Source organism: Pseudomonas lyxosi, from assembly GCF_047758685.1.
Taxonomy (GTDB): domain Bacteria; phylum Pseudomonadota; class Gammaproteobacteria; order Pseudomonadales; family Pseudomonadaceae; genus Aquipseudomonas; species Aquipseudomonas lyxosi.
In genome coordinates this window covers 2,515,735-2,536,882 of sequence record NZ_CP180481.1, presented here as the reverse complement: position 1 = coordinate 2,536,882, position 21,148 = coordinate 2,515,735, and the positions used below count along the sequence as shown (strand labels likewise).

At 59.0% G+C, this 21,148-nt stretch carries 18 protein-coding genes; 12 read left to right on the top strand and 6 right to left on the bottom strand.

Going from position 1 to position 21,148, the window contains the following annotated elements; genetic code table 11:
- The first annotated feature begins 10 nt into the window (after positions 1 to 10).
- Together ACMXYI_RS11725 and ACMXYI_RS11720 are read left to right on the top strand one after the other, a co-directional pair.
- Positions 11 to 664, top strand: a complete 654-nt coding sequence (locus ACMXYI_RS11725; protein ID WP_111450336.1) for an alginate O-acetyltransferase AlgF — start codon at positions 11 to 13, stop codon at positions 662 to 664.
- A 106-nt stretch (positions 665 to 770) separates the two neighbouring features.
- Complete coding sequence (locus ACMXYI_RS11720) at positions 771 to 2,222, top strand: mannose-1-phosphate guanylyltransferase/mannose-6-phosphate isomerase (protein ID WP_415773315.1); 1,452 nt, start codon at positions 771 to 773, stop codon at positions 2,220 to 2,222.
- 84 nt (positions 2,223 to 2,306) lie between these two features.
- Here ACMXYI_RS11720 and ACMXYI_RS11715 read toward each other — a convergent pair whose 3' ends face one another.
- A complete protein-coding gene (locus tag ACMXYI_RS11715; protein WP_415773887.1) occupies positions 2,307 to 5,165 on the bottom strand; it encodes an RHS repeat domain-containing protein in 2,859 nt (952 codons plus the stop codon).
- A gap of 182 nt (positions 5,166 to 5,347) precedes the next feature.
- Between ACMXYI_RS11715 and ACMXYI_RS11710 the strand changes: the two genes are divergently transcribed.
- Genes ACMXYI_RS11710 through ACMXYI_RS11700 form a run of 3 tightly spaced genes read left to right on the top strand, consistent with a single transcriptional unit; the run spans position 5,348 to position 7,067 of the window.
- The gene (locus tag ACMXYI_RS11710) at positions 5,348 to 5,812 is read left to right on the top strand and encodes a multidrug transporter (protein WP_415773314.1); all 465 of its coding nucleotides are present in this window, start codon (positions 5,348 to 5,350) and stop codon (positions 5,810 to 5,812) included.
- A 32-nt stretch (positions 5,813 to 5,844) separates the two neighbouring features.
- Positions 5,845 to 6,672, top strand: coding sequence for an SDR family oxidoreductase (locus ACMXYI_RS11705; protein ID WP_046053201.1), 828 nt, complete (start codon positions 5,845 to 5,847; stop codon positions 6,670 to 6,672).
- Positions 6,669 to 7,067 carry a DUF4440 domain-containing protein gene (locus tag ACMXYI_RS11700; RefSeq protein ID WP_415773313.1) on the top strand — a complete coding sequence of 133 codons (399 nt, stop codon included), beginning with the start codon at positions 6,669 to 6,671 and terminating at the stop codon, positions 7,065 to 7,067. Before ACMXYI_RS11705 ends, ACMXYI_RS11700 begins: the two co-directional genes overlap by 4 nt.
- Before the next feature lie 108 nt (positions 7,068 to 7,175).
- Here the strand turns inward: ACMXYI_RS11700 and ACMXYI_RS11695 are convergent, their stop codons facing one another.
- Genes ACMXYI_RS11695 through ACMXYI_RS11680 form a run of 4 tightly spaced genes read right to left on the bottom strand, consistent with a single transcriptional unit; the run spans position 7,176 to position 11,969 of the window.
- The gene (locus ACMXYI_RS11695; RefSeq protein WP_415773312.1) at positions 7,176 to 8,039 is read right to left on the bottom strand and encodes an efflux RND transporter periplasmic adaptor subunit; all 864 of its coding nucleotides are present in this window, start codon (positions 8,037 to 8,039) and stop codon (positions 7,176 to 7,178) included.
- Between the two features lie 25 nt (positions 8,040 to 8,064).
- Positions 8,065 to 8,265 (bottom strand): DUF1656 domain-containing protein, encoded by a 201-nt coding sequence (locus ACMXYI_RS11690; protein WP_214380742.1) that lies wholly within the window; start codon positions 8,263 to 8,265, stop codon positions 8,065 to 8,067.
- Positions 8,255 to 10,447: an FUSC family protein gene (locus ACMXYI_RS11685; protein ID WP_415773311.1), complete on the bottom strand. Its 2,193-nt coding sequence runs from the start codon at positions 10,445 to 10,447 to the stop codon at positions 8,255 to 8,257. The genes ACMXYI_RS11690 and ACMXYI_RS11685 overlap by 11 nt, the downstream gene beginning before the upstream one ends.
- A gap of 10 nt (positions 10,448 to 10,457) precedes the next feature.
- Complete coding sequence (locus ACMXYI_RS11680) at positions 10,458 to 11,969, bottom strand: efflux transporter outer membrane subunit (protein WP_415773310.1); 1,512 nt, start codon at positions 11,967 to 11,969, stop codon at positions 10,458 to 10,460.
- A 192-nt stretch (positions 11,970 to 12,161) separates the two neighbouring features.
- Between ACMXYI_RS11680 and ACMXYI_RS11675 the strand changes: the two genes are divergently transcribed.
- The 6 genes from ACMXYI_RS11675 to ACMXYI_RS11650 all read left to right on the top strand — a co-directional run bounded on the left by ACMXYI_RS11675 (position 12,162) and on the right by ACMXYI_RS11650 (position 19,203).
- Complete coding sequence (locus ACMXYI_RS11675; protein WP_415773309.1) at positions 12,162 to 13,130, top strand: LysR family transcriptional regulator; 969 nt, start codon at positions 12,162 to 12,164, stop codon at positions 13,128 to 13,130.
- Between the two features lie 330 nt (positions 13,131 to 13,460).
- Complete coding sequence (locus tag ACMXYI_RS11670; protein ID WP_415773308.1) at positions 13,461 to 13,838, top strand: DUF6124 family protein; 378 nt, start codon at positions 13,461 to 13,463, stop codon at positions 13,836 to 13,838.
- A 540-nt stretch (positions 13,839 to 14,378) separates the two neighbouring features.
- Positions 14,379 to 15,907, top strand: a protein-coding gene (locus ACMXYI_RS11665; RefSeq protein ID WP_415768804.1) for an IS3 family transposase whose coding sequence is annotated in 2 segments (ribosomal slippage) — positions 14,379 to 14,844 and positions 14,844 to 15,907 — 1,530 coding nt in all. Because the reading frame shifts where the segments join, the coding sequence is not laid out codon by codon here.
- 181 nt (positions 15,908 to 16,088) lie between these two features.
- Positions 16,089 to 17,393, top strand: a complete 1,305-nt coding sequence (locus tag ACMXYI_RS11660) for an IS4 family transposase (protein ID WP_415773886.1) — start codon at positions 16,089 to 16,091, stop codon at positions 17,391 to 17,393.
- Positions 17,394 to 17,577: 184 nt separating this feature from the next.
- Positions 17,578 to 18,552: a 2-hydroxyacid dehydrogenase gene (locus ACMXYI_RS11655; protein WP_415773307.1), complete on the top strand. Its 975-nt coding sequence runs from the start codon at positions 17,578 to 17,580 to the stop codon at positions 18,550 to 18,552.
- A gap of 141 nt (positions 18,553 to 18,693) precedes the next feature.
- Entirely contained in the window at positions 18,694 to 19,203 is a 510-nt protein-coding gene (locus ACMXYI_RS11650; protein WP_415773306.1) for a DUF2165 family protein, read from the top strand.
- 27 nt (positions 19,204 to 19,230) lie between these two features.
- Here the strand turns inward: ACMXYI_RS11650 and ACMXYI_RS11645 are convergent, their stop codons facing one another.
- The gene (locus tag ACMXYI_RS11645) at positions 19,231 to 20,133 is read right to left on the bottom strand and encodes a DMT family transporter (protein ID WP_415773305.1); all 903 of its coding nucleotides are present in this window, start codon (positions 20,131 to 20,133) and stop codon (positions 19,231 to 19,233) included.
- Between the two features lie 138 nt (positions 20,134 to 20,271).
- On the opposite strand from ACMXYI_RS11645, the gene ACMXYI_RS11640 reads away from it, so the two are divergent.
- Positions 20,272 to 21,147, top strand: a complete 876-nt coding sequence (locus ACMXYI_RS11640; RefSeq protein ID WP_415773304.1) for a helix-turn-helix domain-containing protein — start codon at positions 20,272 to 20,274, stop codon at positions 21,145 to 21,147.
- Position 21,148 lies beyond the last annotated feature (1 nt).

The following is a 21,148-nucleotide window of genomic DNA, read 5'->3' as shown; positions in this document are numbered from 1 at the left end:
AGGTACTACCATGACTTTCACTACTACTCCTCGCCGTCTCGCCAAGACCTTCGCACTCGTTGCTGGCATGAGCGTGTTGTCGATGTCCGCCTTCGCTGGCGACGCCGCACTCTACGGCCCGACTGCACCGAAAGGCTCGAGCTTCGTACGTGTCTACAACGCCGGTAACGCTGAAGTCAGCGCCACCGTCGGCACCACCAACCTGGCCGAAGTCGCGCCGCTGTCCAGCACCGACTTCAGCTTCATGCCGGGCGGCGACTACAGCGCCAAGATTGGTAGCCAGTCCCTGCCGGTGAAACTGGCCGGTGATCACTATTACACCCTGGTCAACAACGCCAGCGGCGCACCGCAACTGATCGAAGAACCGCCGTTCAAGAACAAGCAGAAATCCCTGGTTCGCGTACAGAACCTCAGCGACAAGGCCCTGACCCTGAAAACCGCTGACGGCAAGACCGAAGTGGTCCCTACCGTGGCCGCCAAGGGCCGTGGCGAGCGTGAAATCAACCCGGTTAAAGTCAGCCTGGCGCTTTACGATGGCGACAAGAAAGTCGGCGACGTGAAACCGGTTGCCCTGGAACGTGGTGAAGCCGCGGTGCTGTACGTCACTGGCAGCGGCAGCAGCCTGGCGCCAGTCTGGGTAAAACGCCCGGTTTCGACGCGCTAATCATTTTGTCGGGTAGCCCACGGGCTACCCGGACACGGAATAAGAACAAGAGTGAAACGACAGAACGCAGTAGCTCTGACCCATACGATTTTCAAGGAGTAACAACATGATTCCGGTGATCTTGTCAGGTGGTAGTGGCTCACGTCTTTGGCCGCTTTCGCGCAAGCAGTTCCCTAAGCAATTCCTCGCCCTGACCGGCGAACAAACATTGTTCCAGCAAACCCTGGAGCGCCTGGTGTTCGAAGGCATGGACACCCCCATCGTGGTCTGCAACAAGGAACACCGTTTCATCGTCAACGAACAGCTGGCCGCCCGTAAACTGGACGTGCAGCGCATCCTGATGGAACCGTTCGGCCGCAACACCGCGCCGGCCGTTGCCTTGACCGCACTGATGCTGGTCAACGAAGGTCGCGACGAGTTGATGCTGGTGCTGCCAGCCGACCACGTGCTAGAAGATCAGAAAGCCTTGCAACGCGCGCTGGCCCTGGCCACGGTCGCTGCAGAAAACGGCGAAATGGTGCTGTTCGGCGTACCGGCCACCAAACCGGAAACCGGCTACGGCTACATCAAGTCGGCCAATGATTCGCTGCTGCCCGAAGGTGTCAGCCGCGTTTCGCACTTCGTCGAAAAACCGGACGTGAAGCGCGCCACCGAGTTCGTCGAATCCGGCGGTTACTTCTGGAACAGCGGCATGTTCCTGTTCCGCGCCAGCCGTTTCCTCGAAGAGCTGAAAAAACACGATCCGGACATCTACGACACCTGCGTGCTGACCCTGGAACGTAGCGAACAGGATGCCGACACAGTCGACATCGACTCCGCCACCTTCGCTTGCTGCCCGGACAACTCCATCGACTACTCGGTGATGGAAAAAACCCAGCGCGCCTGCGTTGTACCGCTGACCGCGGGTTGGAGCGATGTCGGCTGCTGGTCGTCGCTGTGGGAAGTGAATGAAAAAGACGCCAACGGCAACGTCACCAAAGGCGATGTGGTCATTCAGGACAGCAAAAACTGCATGATCCACGGCAACGGCAAACTGGTGTCGGTGATCGGTCTGGAAAACATCGTGGTCGTCGAAACCAAGGACGCCATGATGATCGCCCACAAGGACAAGGTCCAAGGCGTGAAACAGATGGTCAACACCCTCAACGAAATGGGCCGCAGCGAAACCCAGAACCACTGCGAAGTCTATCGTCCGTGGGGCTCCTACGACTCGGTAGACATGGGCGGCCGCTTCCAGGTCAAGCGCATCTCGGTCAAACCGGGCGCGTGCCTGTCGTTGCAGATGCATCACCACCGCGCCGAACACTGGATCGTGGTCAGCGGCACTGCTGAAGTGACCTGCGACGAAAACGTGTTCCTGCTCACTGAAAACCAGTCGACCTACATCCCGATCGCCTCGGTCCACCGCTTGCGCAATCCGGGCAAGATCTCGCTGGAAATCATCGAAGTGCAATCGGGCAGCTACCTGGGCGAAGACGATATCGAGCGGTTTGAAGATATCTACGGTCGCTCCAACCCGATCGAACGCGGCGTGTCGGTGAAAACCATCGCGCAGTGATTGATCTGTAACACAAGAAGCCCCCGTCCAGCCCGCTGCGTATTCCCTATCCGCAGCGGGTTGGGTGGGGGCTTTTTTCTTGTGTCAGCCGAGTGACATTCGCCGAACCGGGGCGGACCTGGACGTTCCATTCAGCGATTGTCGTCGTCCGGCGTAAGGCTTGGGTGCGACAAGCTCAATGAAATCCTGGTTTCTGTTCAACGTCTGAACCACCTGCTGCGTCTGCGTCGAGAGCTCGGCGATACGCTCGAAGGTTTCTGAATCTGCACTACCGGAAACGGCGAATTCAGTTTTGATTGCCTGCATTCTGAACTCCAGCATATCGATCACTGCTGGCGTCTCGTCGTAAGCCTCGCTAAGTGATGTCGCGTTCAGTCCTTGCGATGCCTGGTAAAACTCTCGACCTGTCTTGATCAGCCCTGGCGCTTCCGGCCCCAGCTTGCTGGCGGCCTTTTTGACAGCCTTATCTACCACCGCAGTGGTGACTTTTTTCCCCAATTGCTTTCGCCCTTCACGTGTCCGCGGGTCAACCGCCGACAGTTCAAGTTTTGCCGTTGCAAGACTGAGTTTCTTTTTGGGTTCAACGCGCTCGATGAATGCTTTAGGGTTCATTTCGTTACCCTTGAAGTTGATCGGACGGTCCAGCTGATAGGTGTCCACCACCTTGGAAATCAAAGCATCTGCTGCCTTGGAGCCGACTTTCGCCCCGACCTTGGCCCCCAGCACTGCGCCCCCCGGGCCTATCAACCCACCCAAGGCACCGCCTGCCGCAGTACCTGCCGACGTAGCGGCAGCACTGACAGCACTGCTAACAAGCTGGGTAGCGACTCGCCTGCCCAACGCTTTGAACCGATGCTGCGCATAGGTGTGGTTAAGCATTGAATTTTTGAGATCAGAAACGGCTCCTCCAACCGATGAGACCAAGGCTTGTTGCTTGTCCAGGCTTTGGCTCAACGCTGAAGCTTCGGTCTTTCCACCGCCGTCGCTATCGACATAATTCATGGGCGAGTTACCGACCATCTGATACAGGTTCGGCCCATCGATGAACCCCTTGGGATCGGGATTGAACCAGCGCTGCAACCACGGCACGTAATACCGCAGGCCGTAGTAATAAAGCCCTGTGGCATCCCGTTCTTTGCCCGAGTAACGAATGACTTTGTAGCTGACCTCAATCACATCATCCCCGGCAAACCAGGCCGTTGCGCCAAACGGGTAATAGATCTCCCGACTGATGATTCGCGCGTCATCCGCAAGCTCCAAGGTGCAAGAACTCAAATGGTCGACGAGGCTGTAACGGTATTGATCGTTGGTGCCGGACGGTGGGTCGCTTTCCCAATGCAACAGCCGAACGGTGTTGAGGCCGGCCTGCGCGGTGATGACCTGTAGCACCTCTGCGGTGCCACTGTCGGTGCGCAGCTCAAGTCCGGGCAAGTAACGCACTTCAGCCACTACGGTTCGGGCATTGGTCTGTAACGAGCGAATCTTGCGCACGCGCTGACCACCGCCATCGTAGACGTAGGACTCCCGGTCATTGACCCCCGACTCACGCTCCACCGGAGTGACCGATTGCAACTGGTTACGCAAATCCCAAGTCAAAAACCGTCCCTGATCCAGCTCCAGACAATTGCCTCTTTTGTCGAACGCGAGGGCGATTTCCTCCTCGGTGGGCGGCACACCGTTGCGCCAGGGCAGACAGTGATTGCTGTCACGCGCGGCCTCCAATTTATGTCCAGGCCCCTGCGCACCGACGTGCGTCAGCTCGCGCAAATTGCCTCCCTCGTCATAACTGTAGGTCTGGTGGTAATTGCTGACCGCCGCCGGATCGACCCGCCCCACCGATGCAGGTCCCTGATTGGCGCTGCCCGCCTCCCAGCCAAAGGCCTCGATCAATTGGTAAAGGCTGTCGTAGATATAACGACTGACCGGATCGATACGCTGGTTGGCGAAGTAACGCACTGGCAGGGCCTTGTCCTCGATGCTCAGCACATTGCCCGTCCGGTCATAATCGTAAATCAGATGCTGCAACCACCGAGCACTCGCGTCCTGTGCCCGACGCTCCATTAATAAGCCATCTTCAGGGCGGTAAAGGAGGGTTGTTTGTACCTCGTTGCCGGCAGTTTCGTGCGTCACTTGCCCCTCGGCGTTGTACTGGATATCACTGACCAGCGTTTTCCAGGTGGTCAGCCCCTGAAGTTGCAGACGCGTCTCACGCAAGCGACCGTCAAGGGTCAGGCTGAAGGCCTGGCGGTTTTCCTTGGCATCGATCTGTTCCAGCACATCATTGAGCGGACCGAAACTCCACGTCGAAGCGGCCCCCTCCCCCGGTTCAAGCAGCCGCTGGCGATCGGCTTCCAACTCCGGCCAGTCGGGTGCAACAGGGTCCAGGGTGAAGTGACGCACTTGTTTCACACATTGGTTGGTAATCGAAAATGCTTCGAAAAGCACCGTCCCTGCCGGGTCGTCATGACGAATCAACTGCCCGCATTGATTCTGGATGCCATGATCGGGACCGCCATAGGCCATGCGTTCAACAGCCCTTTGCGGTTCAGTCACGCCCTGCTCGAACACTGCCACGGGGCGAAGCAGGTCATCGTAGTCGACCATGCGTCCGGTGCCTCGGCTGTCCCACCCCTGCAAAACCTCATTGCCCAGACCTGGCAGGTTGAGCTGCCAACCGGCATCGACGCTGTCAGTGAACAGCGCGTTACCCGACAGCGAAAACACCGTCGTGAGGTTGGCGCGCCTCAGCGGATCTTCTTTTGGCAGCGCCCAAAGCCGAGGATCCCACTGTTCAACGGCACGCCCTGCGGCATCGTAAAAGGTGCGATTGATGCGTGCCTGAGCGGGGTCGTCTTCGACCTCACGCCAGTAATCAACCGAACGGATCGGCAGACCTCGCGGGTCGACAACGGATAATCCGGGTGTTTTGTGGTACATCCCCATCGTCAAGGCCTGCATGCCGGTCGCGTCCGTGTTTGCCAGCAGTCATCTAACCGTTCGTGGACAGGCCAGGCTACTGTCAGAAATTACAGTGCCGACCAACGGTAACGGACCTTGATCGACGAATGTCCATTCCTTCAGCCCTTCGGTAGGATGGTGGTCATGAGTTCAAGGAGCGTTCAAACATGTTCATCGGCGTCCTGCTGGTCATCACCTGGCTGATTTTGTTACTGCGCTACCCGACCAAGGCGTTGCCAGTCTCCGTGGCGGCGGCCATCGGACTGGGTGTGGTGGCAACGTGGGTGATCTGGATGGACAACCGCGAGGTCAAGCAACTGGCGCGCCTGGAGTTGCGCATCAGTTACGCGCCAGAACAGTGCCCGGCCGATCGCCCGTTGCATCTGACAATGAACAACGGCAACGATGTGCCGCTGACCGAACTGCGCTGGCGCGTCGCCGCCTATGCGCCGGGCGACACGGTCAATCTGGCCGACAATCAATACGCCGCACCGCGCTATCGCGGCCCCGGCGAACTGCAGGCCGGCGCGAACTGGGAAGACTGTTTGCCGCTGCCGCCGTTGCGCCCCGGCTATCGCCCGCAAACGCTGGAGTTTCGCGCCGAGCGTTTGCAGGGTAGTTTCTCCGACTAATTATCTTCCTCTTATTGCACAAGGACCGCGCCATGCCCGTTGCGTTGATTACCGGTTGTTCCAGCGGCATTGGCCGCGCCCTCGCCGAGGTGTTCAAAAGTGCCGGATACGAAGTCTGGGCCAGCGCCCGTAAAACAGAAGACGTGGCGGCGCTGGCCGCTGCCGGTTTCACCGCCGTGCAACTGGACGTCAACGACGGCGCGGCACTGGAACACTTGAGCGAGCGCATCAACCAGCAACATGGTGGCCTCGACGTGCTGATCAACAATGCCGGTTATGGCGCCATGGGGCCGTTGCTCGACGGCGGCGTGCCGGCCATGCAACGGCAATTCGAAACCAATGTGTTCGCCATCGTCGGCGTCACCCGCGCCCTGTTCCCGGTGCTGCGCCGCGCCAAGGGTCTGGTGGTGAACATCGGCAGCGTGTCCGGGGTTCTGGTCACGCCGTTTGCCGGCGCCTATTGCGCCTCGAAAGCGGCGGTACATGCCTTGACCGATGCGTTGCGCATGGAACTGGCGCCGTTTGGCGTGCGGGTCATGGAAGTCCAGCCGGGCGCCATCGCCTCGAGTTTTGCCAAGAATGCCGGCCATGAGGCGGAGCAGTTGATCACCGAGCAATCGCCCTGGTTTCCGTTGCGTGAAGGTATTCGCGCACGGGCCAAGGCCTCCCAGGACAACCCGACCCCGGCCAGTGAATTTGCCGCCGGTTTGCTCAAGGCCGTGCAGCAGAGCAAACCACCGCGCCTGATTCGTCTGGGCAATGGCAGTCGGGCGTTGCCGTTGCTGGCGGGGTTGTTGCCTAAAGGGCTGCTGGAGGCGGGGTTGATGAAGCGGTTCGGGTTGAAGGGGCAACTTCCATGACCGACTACACCGAATACTTTGATGAAGTGATCCAGGCTCACGTCACCATCGAGCAGTGGTTGGCCGAGGATCAAGACGAGCCAGCGCTTGAACAGTTGCTGGCGCGTTTTTCGCCGCAGTTTTCCATGGTCTCGCCGTTGGGGCGGGTACTGGATTTCGACGCGTTGAGTGAGTTGTTTTTGATGGCGGGCGGGAAGAAGCTCGGGTTCAGAATTCATCTCAGCGAGTTGCGTGGCATCGCTCTGTACGACGGTGGTGCAACGGTGAGTTATCGCGAGCAGCAGACCGATGCGACGGGATTGCATTCTGATCGGCGGTCGACGGTGGTGTTTGAGAAGCAGGTGGACGGCAAAGTGGTTTGGCGGCATTTGCATGAGACGTTTTGCAAAGGCTGATGCGGTCGCTTTTTGTGGCGAGGGAGCTTGCTCCCGCTGGGCAGCGAAGCGGCCCCTTAAATGGGACTGCTACGCAGTCCAGCGGGAGCAAGCTCCCTCGCCACAGGGTTACTGATCAGCCGTGGGATTTACTACCACCGTGCAAGTAATCCCCGCCGCCAACAGCACCCCCTCCGGCACTTCATCAATGTGAATCCGCACCGGCACCCGCTGCGCCAAACGCACCCAGTTAAAGGTCGGGTTCACATCGGCAATCAGCTCGCGACTCTCCGGATTATCACGGTCGTAGATGCCGCGAGAAATGCTTTCCACATGCCCCTTCAATACTTCCCCACTCATCAACTGCATGTCGGCTTTATCGCCGACCCGCACGTGGGGCAATTTGGTTTCTTCGAAGAAGCCGTAGACCCAGAACGAGTTCATGTCGACCACGGCCATTTTCGCCTCACCGATGCGCGCGTAATCGCCGCGATGCACATTGAGGTTGGTCACGTACCCGTCCACCGCTGCTCTGACCTCGGTGCGTTTGAGGTTCAGTTCGGCGGCTTCCAGTTGCGCCTGAGCGTGCTGGTAGTCGGCTAACGCCGAGTCGGCGATATTGCTGGCGTCGTCGCGGTTTTCCCTGGAGATCACCAGGTTGTCCATGTCGGCGCGGCGGTGGGCGTTGACCTTGCGCATCTCCCACGTCGACTTGCGCGAGGCCACCAGCGCCTGCGCCTGTTTGACCGCGATGCGGTAGTGCTCAGGGTCGATCCGCATCAGCAAATCACCCTTTTTAACCTGTTGATTGTCGCGCACCGGCACGTCCACCACTTCCCCGGTGACGTCGGCGGCGACGTTGATGATGTCGGCGCGCACCCGGCCGTCGCGGGTCCACGGGGTGTCCATGTAATGCACCCACAGGGTCCGGCCGATCCACATCGCAAGGGCCAGCACCAACAGGGTGGCGAGCAGGCTGAAAAGCTTTTTCATCAGGGCCTTCTTCAGTGATAGAGAGTCAACGGTAAACAGTCAGCGCCAGGGCGCCGAACAGACAGGTAAACAGGCTCAGGCGCAGCAGCGCCGGGTGCCAGAAGAAGCGGTACAGATCGACCCCGGACAAAAACCGGTCGAGCGCCCAGGCCAGTGCCGCGGCGATGAAAAACATCAGCGTCATGGTCGGCATGTACACGCCGTGGAAGGCGATTTCACGCGGCATGTTCAACTCCTTGGGGCTGAGTGATTGCGTAGGCGGCAAGCGGTGATTGCGGGTCCAGCAACGAAGTGCGGATGAAGTGCAGGTAGCTCTTCACCCGGCGCAGGGCCGAGGTGTCAAAGTGCGGCGCGAAAGGTTCGTCGGTGGCTTGCACGCGGCTGATCGCGTGATCGACGGCGATCAGTCCACGCTCCAGATTGCTCTGGCTCGGTTGCAGAAACAGCCGCACTAGCGAGCGGCCCATCACCCTGATTGACTGACGCCAGGGTTGAGATTCGGCATAGGCTGGATGCACCGGCAGGATCGCCTGTTCCTTGCGCAACTCGATGATCGCGTGACCGACTTCCAGCACCACGAACATCCAGCGCAGCAAGTCCCGTTGCACCTGCGGTTGCCCTGCCGCAAGACCGTAAGCCTGATGCAGCAAGTCGCGGGTGCTGCTTTCGAAACTCGACGCCAGGCCCTTGAGTTTGCCGCTGATGGCGTACACCACTTGCCCGCGCAAATCCTGTTCCAGCCGACGCCACAACCAGCGGCTGTTGGGCGGCAGAATGATCGCCCCGGCCGCCGCGCACACCAGCATGCCGAGCACCATGGCGATGTAGTCGTTGATGAAAGCGTAAGGGTTGTAAACGGTGAGGTTGTCCGGCACCGAACCGGTGCTGAAAAAGATCAGCAAGCCGAGACCGACACCGGCGTATTGCGGCCGCGAAGTCAGGAACGAACCGAGCACGATCACCGGTGCGAGCATCACGCAGAGCAACGGAAAACCGTCGATCCAGGGAAAGATGAAAAACATCTCGACGAAGCCGATCAGGGCCCCGAGGAACGTTCCGCAAGCCATCTGAAACGCCATGCGTTTTGGATTCGGTGTCGCCGCCGAGAGGCCCACGGTAGCGGCGGCGATCAGGGTCATCGTCGCCCCGCTCGGCCACGCGGTGGCGACCCAATAGCTGCCCAGAACCATCAGAATGAACGCCGCGCGAATCCCCGAGGCGGCTGACGCCATCCAGTTGGTTTGCGGGGTGAATGGCTCATCCCATTGCTCGCGCGCATGACTGTGATCGGCCAGCGACGCGTGGGTCTGTGCATAACTGTGCAAATCGTCGACGAAGCGATAGAGCAGTTCGTACGCGGTATGAAAATCCAGCTGCTCGGCGTCGCTCGGGTCGCTCTCTTGAAAGAATGCCCGCAGGCTGCGAACGCGTGCCGGTAAACCTTCTTTATAGGCGGTCAACGCGATGACCAGACGCCCTGCATCAGCGTTGGTCAGGGCGCGGCCGCTGAAGCCGTCGAGCAGTTCGGCGAGGTCCTGCAAACCCGGTTTGATCGCCGCAACCACGTGATCGGTGCCACTGCTGCGCAAGCGTTCAAGCAACTGGTGCAAGGCGTTGAAACGGGTGGTGATGCCCATGAACTCGCTGTTCAAGCGGCTGAGCCGACCGTTGCGCCGACGCATGTGCGGGTCTTCGAACACAGTGACGCTGCGCAGCCCTTCCAGCCCCACAGCCTCGGCGATGAAGCGCACGTTGCTCGCCTCGAAAGCCTCCCGCTTGCTGCGACCGCGCAAGCCATCAGTGACGAATAGCGCGAACACGCCGAAGCGCTGATACAAGGCGTTGCGCATGGCGGCGCTGGCGGATTGCGGGAGGATCGCGGCGCTGACCAGCGTGGAGCAAATAATCCCCAGGGAGATTTCCAGCACCCGCCAGACCGCCGCCATGAACGCGCCGTCCGGGTGCGCCAAGGCAGGCAAACCAACCATCGCGGCGGTGTACCCGGCGAGCACGAAACCATAGGCGCGGAAATTGCGATACCGCGCAGCACCGGCCGAGCAGATGCCCACCCAGATCGCCAGCGAACCGAGGAACAGCTCGGTGTTCTGCGCAAACAAGGCAATCAGCGCGACCATCACCGCCGAGCCGGCCAATGTCCCAAGGAAGCGATAGAAACTCTTGGCCAACACGTGACCGCTTTGCGGCTGCATGACGATGAACACGGTGATCATCGCCGTGCGCGGCTGCGGCAACTCCAGGCGCATGGCCAGCCACAGCGTCAGAAACGCGGCGAACAGCACCTTGAAAATGTAGACCCAGGTCACGCCATCGCTGCGCGCCCAGTCGAAGAAACCCCGGCGCCACTCAAGGGAATACAGCCAGCGCAAAGGTGCGGGCAAGGGAGTCATGAAATCCTGCTCAATGATTGAGGGCTTGGAGAATGGCCGGGGTTTTCGGCGCCTGGGTCTGGCTGTCTTTCGGCGCATCGTTACCCGCGCCCAATCCACCGCCCAATGCCGTCACCAGTTCAGCGTGAGCACTCAGTCGCGCCGCCTGCACCTGCTGCTGAACCTGCTGCTGTTTGAACAACAAGGTCTGGGCGTTAAGCACGTTGAGGTAGTCGGTGAGTCCGCGCTGGTAGGCGATCATCGCGATGTCGTAAGTCTTCTGGGCTGTGGCCACCGACTCGGCGGCGAAGGTTTGCTGCTTGTCCATGGATTCGCGGCGGATCAACTGGTCGGAGATGTTTTTCAGCGCGTTGACCAGCGTCTGGTTGTACTTGGCCACGGCGATGTCGTAACCGGCCGAGGCTTCGCCCAGCTTCGAGCGCAAACGGCCGCCGTCGAAAATCGGCAACGAGATGGCCGGGCCGACGCTGTAGTTGAGCTTCTTGCCGGTCAAAAAATCCAGCGCTCCACCGCCGGTGGCCATGTAGCCGAGGCTGCCGACCAGGTCGACGTTGGGGTAGAAACCGGCGTGAGCGACATCAATACCGCGCGCCTGGGCCGCCACTTGCCAACGACTGACGACCACGTCCGGGCGTTGGCCGAGCAGTTGCGCGGGCAAGGTCGATGGCAACTTCAGTGCCGCGCCTAATGACAATGTCGGCCGTTGCAACTGCGCGCCCTCCCCCGGACCTTTGCCCCCAAGTGCCGCGAGCTGGTTGCGGCTGAGGGCGATTTCTTCGTCCAGCGCATCGATCTGGCGGTGGGTTTCCGGCAGCGGCGTTTCAGCCTGGCTGACTTCGAAATGGGTGCCGATGCCACCGTTCAGGCGCTTCTGCGCGAGGTCGAGAATTTGCTGCTGCTGTTTCAGGGTCGCGGCTACGATGTCTCGCTGCGCGTAATGCAACGACAGTTCGATGTAAGCGCGCACGATGTTGTTCTGCAATTCGAGCTGGGCCAGACGTGCTTCCGCGGCCGTCATGTGAGCCATGTCCACGGCGCGCTCCGTGGCGTTGCTTTCGCGACCCCAAAGGTCGAGGGCATAGCTGAAACCCAGCGCGGCGTTGTTGTCCCAGGTGGTGGTGTTCGCCAACTCGCCGGGCCCGTAGAACTGATCGGTGGGCCAGTTGTGGCGTTTGAGCGTGGATTCGCCATTGATCTGCAGCGACTCGGCGGACTCGGCGATCCCGGCCATGGATTTGGCCTGACGCACTCGCGCCGCCGCCATGGCCATGGTCGGGCTGCCTTGCAGGGCGAGGTCGATCCAGCGGTTCAATTGCGGGTCGCCATAGGCCTGCCACCATTGGGCGGTAGGCCAGTGAGCGTCCTGTACAGCGTTCTGAATGGCTTCGTCGGTGGCCAGTGAATTGGCCTCGAGTGCCTTGCCCTGCGGGGCAATACCTCCGGTACCGATGCAGCCGCTGATTGCCAGGGTTAAAGCCAAAACACTGAGCGTCTGAAGCGCTCTGTTGATGCGACGCGGCACTGCTGCGATTTCCGGAGGTGGGGAGTTGTTCCTGAGGTGCGCAATTCTAGGGGTCGGTTTTGTTGGCGATAAGCTGGGAATCCTGTGAATCTTTGTTACCGTTAACGCGATAATCCGTTGGTCCATCTTTAGTCGCCTGTAAAAAATCAGCAACTTCGTGTCACAATTTGCCATCGCCTCCGAGAGCACCCCATGGACACTTTGCAAAACATGCGCGCCTTCAGTTACGTGGCCGAGGCCGGCAGCTTCACCGCCGCAGCCGTGCAACTCGACACCACCACGGCCAACGTTTCGCGCGCGGTCTCCAACCTGGAAGCCCATCTGCAAACCCGCCTGCTCAACCGCACCACTCGTCGCATCGCCCTGACCGAGGCCGGCAAGCGCTACCTGTTGCGCTGCGAGCAGATCCTGGCCTACGTCGAAGAAGCCGAAACCGAAGCCAGCGACGCCCATGCCCGCCCGGCCGGGCAGCTCAAAGTGCACACCATGACCGGCATCGGTCAGCACTTCGTGATCGACGCCATCGCCCGCTACCGAAAGACACACCCTGACGTGACCTTCGATCTGACCATGGCCAACCGCGTGCCGGATCTGCTGGACGAGGGCTACGACGTGTCCATTGTGCTGGCCAGCGAACTGCCGGACTCGGGTTTCGTCTCCCAGCGTTTGGGCATCACCTACAGCATCGTTTGCGCCTCGCCTGCTTATGTGAAAGCCAACGGCTGTGCGCAAAAGCCCAGTGATTTGCTGAACCACGCGTGCCTGCGTTTGGTGAGCCCGGTGATTCCGCTGGAGAAATGGACCTTCGACGGTCCTGAAGGCCAGGAAATGGTCACCATCAATAGCTCACCGTTTTTGGTGAACTCGGCTGATGCGATGAAAACCGCGATCACCAGCGGCATGGGGGTTGGGGTGTTGCCGGTGTATGCAGCGATTGAAGGGTTGCGCAACGGTACGCTGGTCCGGGTGATGCCGAACTACCGGTCGCAGGAATTGAATCTGTATGCGATCTATCCGTCGCGGCAGTATCTGGATGCGAAGATCAAGACGTGGGTCGAGTATTTGCGCGGGTCGTTGCCAGAGATCCTGGCGGCGCATCAGGCGGAATTGGTGGCTTATGAGTTGAGCGGGAGCATGGGTGGGGTTCGGGTGGCGAACTGATTTCACGGTCCTACAGACGCAGTGATTTTGGGGAATGATTCCGACGGGTTCTGTCGGTTGTTGGGTCGGAAGGGAAATGGGTAGGCTTTTGGGGTCGCTGCGCATCAGCGACCGGGCCTGGAAACCCGAGGTATAGGAGCTAATCAGTTGTTCACATGACATACTGCGGCGTTTTTTTCTGCCCGCAGTTCTGCGTTATGGCGACTGTGCGTGGGAGACCTTCGGGTCTGCCAGGGTTAGCTCCTACCTCGGGTTTCCAGCCCACGCACAGCGGCCACCCATTCGCTTGGAAACCGAAAGTGGCAGCTCCATAACATTAGGAGCTTTCCCATGATCAAAGAAACCCCGAATCCCCCGGAAACCGACGACGTTTCCCCCTACGAATCCGCCGATTCAAACAAACTCAGCGAAGCCGCCGAGCGCGCCCTCGACTTCCACTTCCCGTCGATTGCCGACATCAAAGCCACCCCGCGCACGCCCAGCACCCTGTTTTCCGTGGACCCAGAGGCGACGACCGAAACCTTGGCAGTTTTTTTGGTCGAGACCCTGGCCTCGGTCGATGTGATGGTCCATCAGTTGGTGGATCGTCTAGAGGGTGGGTCGCGCTATGCCCTGCTGGGCATTTCAAACAGCATCATGGTGGCGGAGATCACCGCGAACCGGATGCTGGATAACATCGACGTGCCAAAACCTGCGCCACACCGCTAATACACTGTAGGAGCTGAGCTTGCTCCGGGCGGCGTTCCGACGATAGCGGTCTAACATTCAACATTGATGTCGACTGACACGCCGTCATCGCGAGCAAGCTCGGCTCCTACAGTGGAACGGTGTAAATCTGCGAGTGATTGGTCGGCTGCCAGGCTGCCATCGCAGGCAAGCCAGCTCCCACAATGGATCGGCGCACACCTTTCGCTTCTCACCACTCAACAGGCCGAGCGTTAGCTCGCCTGCAGCCCTTGATCTTGATCCACCCGCCCCTTCGGGAGGCTGAGTGGAGGTGTGCATCCGGGGAGTGGCGCGCAGCGCCGTTCGACGCAGTCGAACACGCTGCATGTAGGTCGTCGCGAAGCAGACCGGAGGGCAGTGTCCCCGGATGGATACCGGAACGAAGGAACGCCGAGCCTAGGCGAGGGGCCGGACGCTCGGGGCGAGCCTTTTTGGGTACTTTTTTGGCGTTCCCTCCGTGTCAGGCTACTTGTCGCCCTTGTTGATTGACTCATTCACTCAAGAGGGCGAAGGTGCACGACAATGCCTATGCGTTATACCGACGACTTCAAAGACTGGGCCGTACAGCAAATGATGCCGCCCCTCAATCGTTCAGTGGCGGACCTCGCTGTTGCACTCAATGTCACGCCACAGGCACTGCGTAATTGGAGGCAAATGGCTAGAGATAAAGGTTTGATCGTGCCCGGAAACGGGAAGACCAGTGATCAATGGTCCAGCGCCGATAAATTCAATGCCGTCATGGAAACCGCGCCGTTGAGCGAGGTGGAAATCTCTCAATATTGCCGAATCAAAGGTATTTATCCTGAGCAAATCCAGCAGTGGCGCGAAGCCTGCCAAAACGCCAATACCCTTGCTGACCTGAAACCCAGCGCAGAGAAAACTGCCGAGCAACTACGGATCAAAGAGCTGGAACGTCAGTTGATTCGATCAGATGCTGGACGTGCTGAGGCGGAGGCTTTGCTGGAACTCAGAAAAAAAGCCAATGCGATCTGGGGCAAGGACAAGGAAGACTGATCAGTGCCTCTGATCGTACGCAAGCCATGAAGTTGATTGCCGAGGCAGTACTGGGTGGAGCTCGTCGATATCGGGCGTGCAACGAGCTGGGACTGAGCCTGCGCACGGTTCAACGTTGGCGACACACTGACTGCGACAAGCGCCTGGTGGCTCAGCGGGTAGCGCCATCAAACAAGCTCAGCGAGGCAGAGCGCCAAGCGGTGCTTGGCGCGGCCAATCAGGCTGGCTATGCCAGCCTCACACCGCACCAAATCGTTCCCAAGCTGGCAGATGAAGGTATCTATCTGGCTTCGGAATCGACTTTTTACCGTGTGTTAAAAGCGGCTAATCAAAACGTGCGCCGTGGTCGTGCCAAAGCCCCGAAACGCAAGGTGCTGACGACGCATCGTGCTGACGGCCCCAATCAGGTGTGGTGCTGGGATATCACCTGGTTGCCGAGCACAGTTAAGGGCCGTTTTTTCTACTGGTACATGGTCAAGGACATCTACAGCCGTAAATTGGTCGCCAATGAAGTGTATGAATCGGAGTGCAGCGAGCATGCGTGTGAGCTGCTTGAAAAAGGCTGCTTACGCGAGCACACAGCCGGTCGTCCCTTGGTGCTGCACTCAGACAATGGCCACGTCATGAGAGGTTCTTTGCTGCGTGAAAGCATGGTTGCTCTGGGCGTCGAGCCGTCATTTAGCAGACCTCGTGTGAGCAACGACAATGCCTACGCCGAAGCACTTTTTCGCACGGCAAAGTACTGCCCGCTCTGGCCGGATCAACCGTTTGATACGGTCACGCAAGCAAGGCTTTGGGTGCAAAAATTTATTGAGTGGTACAACGAAGACCATCGTCATAGTGCCTTGAAATACGTGACGCCGAACGAGCGCCATGAAGGCAAAGCAACAGCTCTATTACAGGCCAGAGCAGCGCTGTATGAAGATGCCAGGGAAGCTAATCCGAGCCGCTGGAGTACCAGCACACGCAACTGGAAGTTGGCAGATACGGTGTATTTGAACCCCGAACGCCCTGACGTTAAGGCCGCAATGGGTTAGCCGTAGGAATACCAAGGCGACAGGTACCTTGACACGTACCGCGTTTGAAAAAAGTGCCTCGCCGTAAGGGCCATCCCTTTCAAGGTCTTCGTTTAGAATCCACTAAAAATCCGGTCAGGACGACGAGACGATGTGGGCAGAGGTTTTAGCGCGGTTCGAGAAAAAGGCACCGGCCAGTGTCATGGCCAAATTGGTGTTGGAACAGGCTGTTGCAGCCGAGTGGGTCGATCAGGTGTTCGAAGAACATCGTCAACGACAGTACCCGCGTGAGCTTTTATTCTCGACCATCGTTGAGCTGATGTCCCTTGTTTCATTGGGCTTGCGACCTTCGCTACATGCTGCCGCACGGCAGATGGATGATCTTCCCGTCAGCTTGGCGGCGTTGTATGACAAGGTCAGTCGCACGGAACCTGCGCTGCTGCGCGCCCTGGTAACTGGCAGTGCGCAACGCCTGGCTCCGACGATTGAAGAGTTGGGCTGCTCAGCCATTTTACCTGGCTGGCAACTGCGGATCGTTGACGGTAACCATCTGCCTTCCAGCGAAAAGCGTCTGGGCGCTTTGCGCCGTGAACGGGGCGCCGCCCGGCCTGGTTTTTCGATCGTAGTGTACGACCCGGATCTTGACCAGGTCGTCGACCTTCAGCCCTGTGAAGATGCTTATGCCAGTGAGCGCGTCGGTGTGCTGCCGTTGCTGGAAAACGCCAGTGCGGGCCAGTTGTGGATGGCTGATCGACTCTACTGCACCCTCCCGGTCATGGAGGCCTGCGAAGATGCCGGGGCTTCGTTCATTATTCGTGAGCCGAGTAAGCATCCGCGCCTGCTTCAGGAAGGCCAATGGCAGGAGTCTGTCAAAGTCTCGACAGGAAGCGTGCGCGAGCAAACCATTGGCGTGAAAGGTGGGCGTCAGTGGCGACGCGTCGAACTGAACCTACAAACCCCCACCGAATCAGGCGACACCATGCTGTTGTTCTGGAGCAACCTGCCCGAGACCATCAGCGCCGTACAAATCAACGATTTGTACCGTCGTCGCTGGAGTATCGAAGGCATGTTCCAGCGCTTGGAATCGGTGCTGGAAAGTGAGATCGAAACCTTGGGCAGCCCCAAGGCAGCCCTGCTGGGGTTTGCTTCGGCTGTGCTGGCTTACAACGTTTTATCAGTGCTTAAGCGCAGCGTTGAACAGGCCCATCGCCAGACCCAACCCGAGGACTGGGAAGCGTCGATTTACCATTTGGTGATACAGGTTCGTAGCGGTTATGAGGGCATGCAGATTGCCTTGCCGCCAGAGCATTTGCCCATCACTCCCCCCTCAGAAGGACTGGCTCAGCGTTTGTTGGCGCTGGCTAGAAACATCCCACCCAAACAGATCGCCAAAAGTAAACGTGGCCCGAAGGTACCCAAATCCAAAGAGTGGCTTGAAGGCAAAGCAGTGCATGCCCATGTGTCGACGGATCGGGTGCTCAAGGCCGCCAAAATTAAAAGACCTTGAAAGGGATGGCCGTAAGGGCGAAACCGCCAGCCGCCGTTACCGCAGAAACGGATATGTACACCACCAACAGGAACATGGTCGGCCCAAAGGCCGCCAAGGATAAAAGAGCCCAACGGCCTCGCCCAAATCCAAAGAAGAATGTTAGCGTGCTTGGCATTCACCTGCGCCCGAGAGCCCTCCTCCCATGAAAAAGACCGTCCTCGCCTTCAGCCGCGTCACTCCCGAAATGGTCGAACGCCTCAAGCAAGATTTCGACGTCATCGTGCCAAACCCGAAAAGCGGCGACATCAACGCCCAATTCAACGAAGCCCTGCCCCACGCTCACGGCCTGATCGGCGTCGGTCGCAAACTCGGTCGTGCACAACTTGAAAACGCCGCCAAACTCGAAGTCGTCTCCAGCGTCTCGGTCGGCTACGACAACTACGACGTCGCCTACTTCAACGAACGCGGGATCATGCTCACCAACACCCCCGACGTCCTCACCGAAAGCACCGCCGACCTGGCCTTCGCCCTGCTCATGAGCAGCGCCCGTCGCGTGGCCGAACTGGACGCCTGGACCAAGGCCGGCCAATGGCAAGCCACCGTCGGCGCGCCGCTATTCGGTTCCGATGTACACGGCAAAACCCTGGGCATCGTCGGCATGGGCAACATCGGTGCGGCCATCGCCCGACGTGGCCGACTGGGCTTCAACATGCCGATCCTCTACAGCGGCAACAGCCGCAAGACCGAGCTGGAGCAAGAACTCGGCGCGCAGTTTCGCAGCCTTGATCAACTGCTGGCCGAAGCCGATTTCGTCTGCCTGGTGGTGCCGCTCAGCGAAAAAACCAGACACCTGATCAGCCATCGCGAACTGGCGTTGATGAAGCCGAGCGCGATTCTGGTGAACATCTCCCGCGGCCCGGTGGTGGACGAACCCGCCTTGATCGAAGCCCTGCAAAACAACCGGATTCGCGGCGCCGGGCTGGACGTTTACGAGAAAGAACCGCTGGCCGAGTCCCCCCTGTTCCAACTGAAAAACGCAGTGACATTGCCGCACATCGGTTCGGCGACTCATGAAACCCGCGAAGCCATGGCCAACCGTGCCTTGGCCAACCTGCGCAGCGCTTTACTGGGTGAGCGACCGCAAGATCTGGTGAACCCACAAGTCTGGAAACGCTAACTAAAACGGGCAGGCGTTTTAACCGTCTGCCCGTGATATACACACCTTGCAATTCAGTTCACTGCTAAAAAAAAGATACTCACTATAGACTCCCCATTACTTAGCCGAACTTACGGACTTTAGTTTTGGAGAACAATCACATTGAACCACCTTACGACCGACAAACTGATTAGATACAGCAAAGTCATTCTAATGGCCTATATAAGCTTCTTTGGCTTGATGGTGATGTACAGCAACTTTACCGACTACGCATCCAACTACGAATACGTCGGCCACATTCTCAGCATGGACACCACCCGAGAAAACCTGAAGCTGAGTTATAGAGCCATCACTTCACCCATGCTCCACCACCGCATCTATTGGTTCATCATCACTCTGGAAGTTATTTATACGGCTTTCTGCTTACTGGGCACTTACCATCTTTATCGAAGCATCAATACACCTGCAGCCGTTTTTCACGAAGCGAAGAAGTTTGCGATCATCGGACTATTGATCGGCTTTTTTGTCTATTACATCTGCCTGCAAGTGATCGGCACCGAATGGTTCAACATGGATGAATCTGCAATCTGGAACGCCAAGGATTGGGCCAGGCACATCGTGGACTTCATGTTTCCGCTGATGATTTACATCACCCTCAAAGTCGAACGCTGAAGTTTCAGCGCTCGATTAACCAAACCTTCACGCCAGTTTGCCGTTCCCTTGCACCATCGGCGCCCTGGGCTTACGAAACACCAGCACATTGCCCAGCATCACCAGTACCAAACCCACCAAGGCGGGCGCGGTCCATTGATAGCCTTCGGCAAACGCCGACACGTTCAGCGCCACGACGGGGAACAGTACGGTGCAATAGGCTGCGCGTTCCGGCCCCATCCGCCCGACCAACGTCAGGTAGGCCGTGAAACCGATCACCGAACCCGGAATCACCAGGTACAGCAGCGAGCCGATGTAGCGCGCATTCCATTCCATGTCGAACGGAATGCCTTTGACCAGGCACCACGCCGACAGCATGGCCGCGCCATAGGCCATGCCCCAGGCGTTGGTGGTCAGCGGTTTGAGTCCCGCCTTCTGCTGCAAACTCGACAGCATGTTACCCGCCGAGAAGCACAGGGTGCCGAGCAACGCCAGGCCCAACCCGAGCAAGGTTTCCGGGCTGGCGGTGTGGCCCGCCAGTTCTGGCCAGAACAACAGACCCAGCCCGAACAAGCCCAGCGCACCGCCCATCAGCACATTGCGAGCAATTTTCTGGCCGAAGAATACCCGTGCATTGAGGGCGTTCCACAGGGTGGCGGTAGAAAACACCACCGCGACCAGACCGCTGGGGACCCACTGGCTGGCAGTCAAAAAACACATGAAATTGATGCAGAACAGGCACAGCCCCTGCGCCAGGCAAATCAGATGCCCGCGACGGTTCATCACTTGCAGGCGGCGACTCAACAGCAGCATGACGAACAGAACCAGCGCCGCGAGACCGAAGCGATAGACGATCGACACCGGAATCGCCACCACGCCCAATTGCCATTTCAAGGCAATCCAGGTGGTGCCCCAGATCAGCACGGTCAGCAGATACAACGAAAGGTTCATGGCAAAGACTCCTGAATAGGCCTTCAGTGTCCTGCGCCAAGGCCTTTCGCACTTGCATAAACTTGCGCTTTTGTCGGGCCACAGGCTGGCAGCCGAACGGCTACGGAGTAGGATGCAAGGCGTCGGAGAGAAGCCATCATGCCTGCACTGGAAACCCTGCAAGTCTTTCAAGCCCTCAACCGCTCGCCCAATGCTCGCCTCGAGCACAGCGCCGAGCTCGGTGACGGCATGGCTGCAGCCTTGTGGAGCAATCATCACGACGCCCAGGACTATGAAGCTCCGAGCCATCACACTCTGTCCTGCTACATCGCCGGCGGCACCGGAACCTTTCGCCGCGACCAACCCGGCACCAAGGGCGGCCCCGACAAGCTGTGCATCCTGCCGGCCGAGCATCAATCGGGCTGGGTGATCAACGGCGACATTCGCCTGGCCCACTTGTATTTCAGTCCCGAACAATTTGCCCTCGGTTGCGTCACGCTGCTGGACCGCGAACCTCGCGAGCTGCAGTTGCGCGAAGCCACCTTTCTGGACGACCCGGCGCAAGCCCGGCGCTTTCGGCAAATGCTCACACTCAACTGGGACGAGCCCGGCGAACGCGTGCTCACCAGCAGCCTGGCCCATGAAATGCTCAGCCACGTTTTGCTCGGCCAGGTTGGAATGCGTGAGGGCTTGCGGCTGAAAGGCGGATTGGCAGCGCATCAGCGGCGGCAGTTGGTGGAGTTCATCGACAACCAATTGGCCGAGGCCATCAGCCTGGGGCAGTTGGCTGCGTTGTGTGCGCTATCCGAATACCACTTTGCGCGGATGTTTCGCGAGAGCTTCGGCTTGCCACCGCATCAGTATGTGTTGGCGCGCAGACTGAGCCGAGCGCGGGAGTTATTGCGTTCGTCGTCGCAGCCGTTGGGGGATATTGCGTTGGCGTGTGGGTTTGCCAGTGCGAGTCATTTCACCAATCGGTTTCGTCAGGTGTTGGGTGGAACGCCCGGCGAGTATCGGCAGGCGTTTTTGCGCTAAC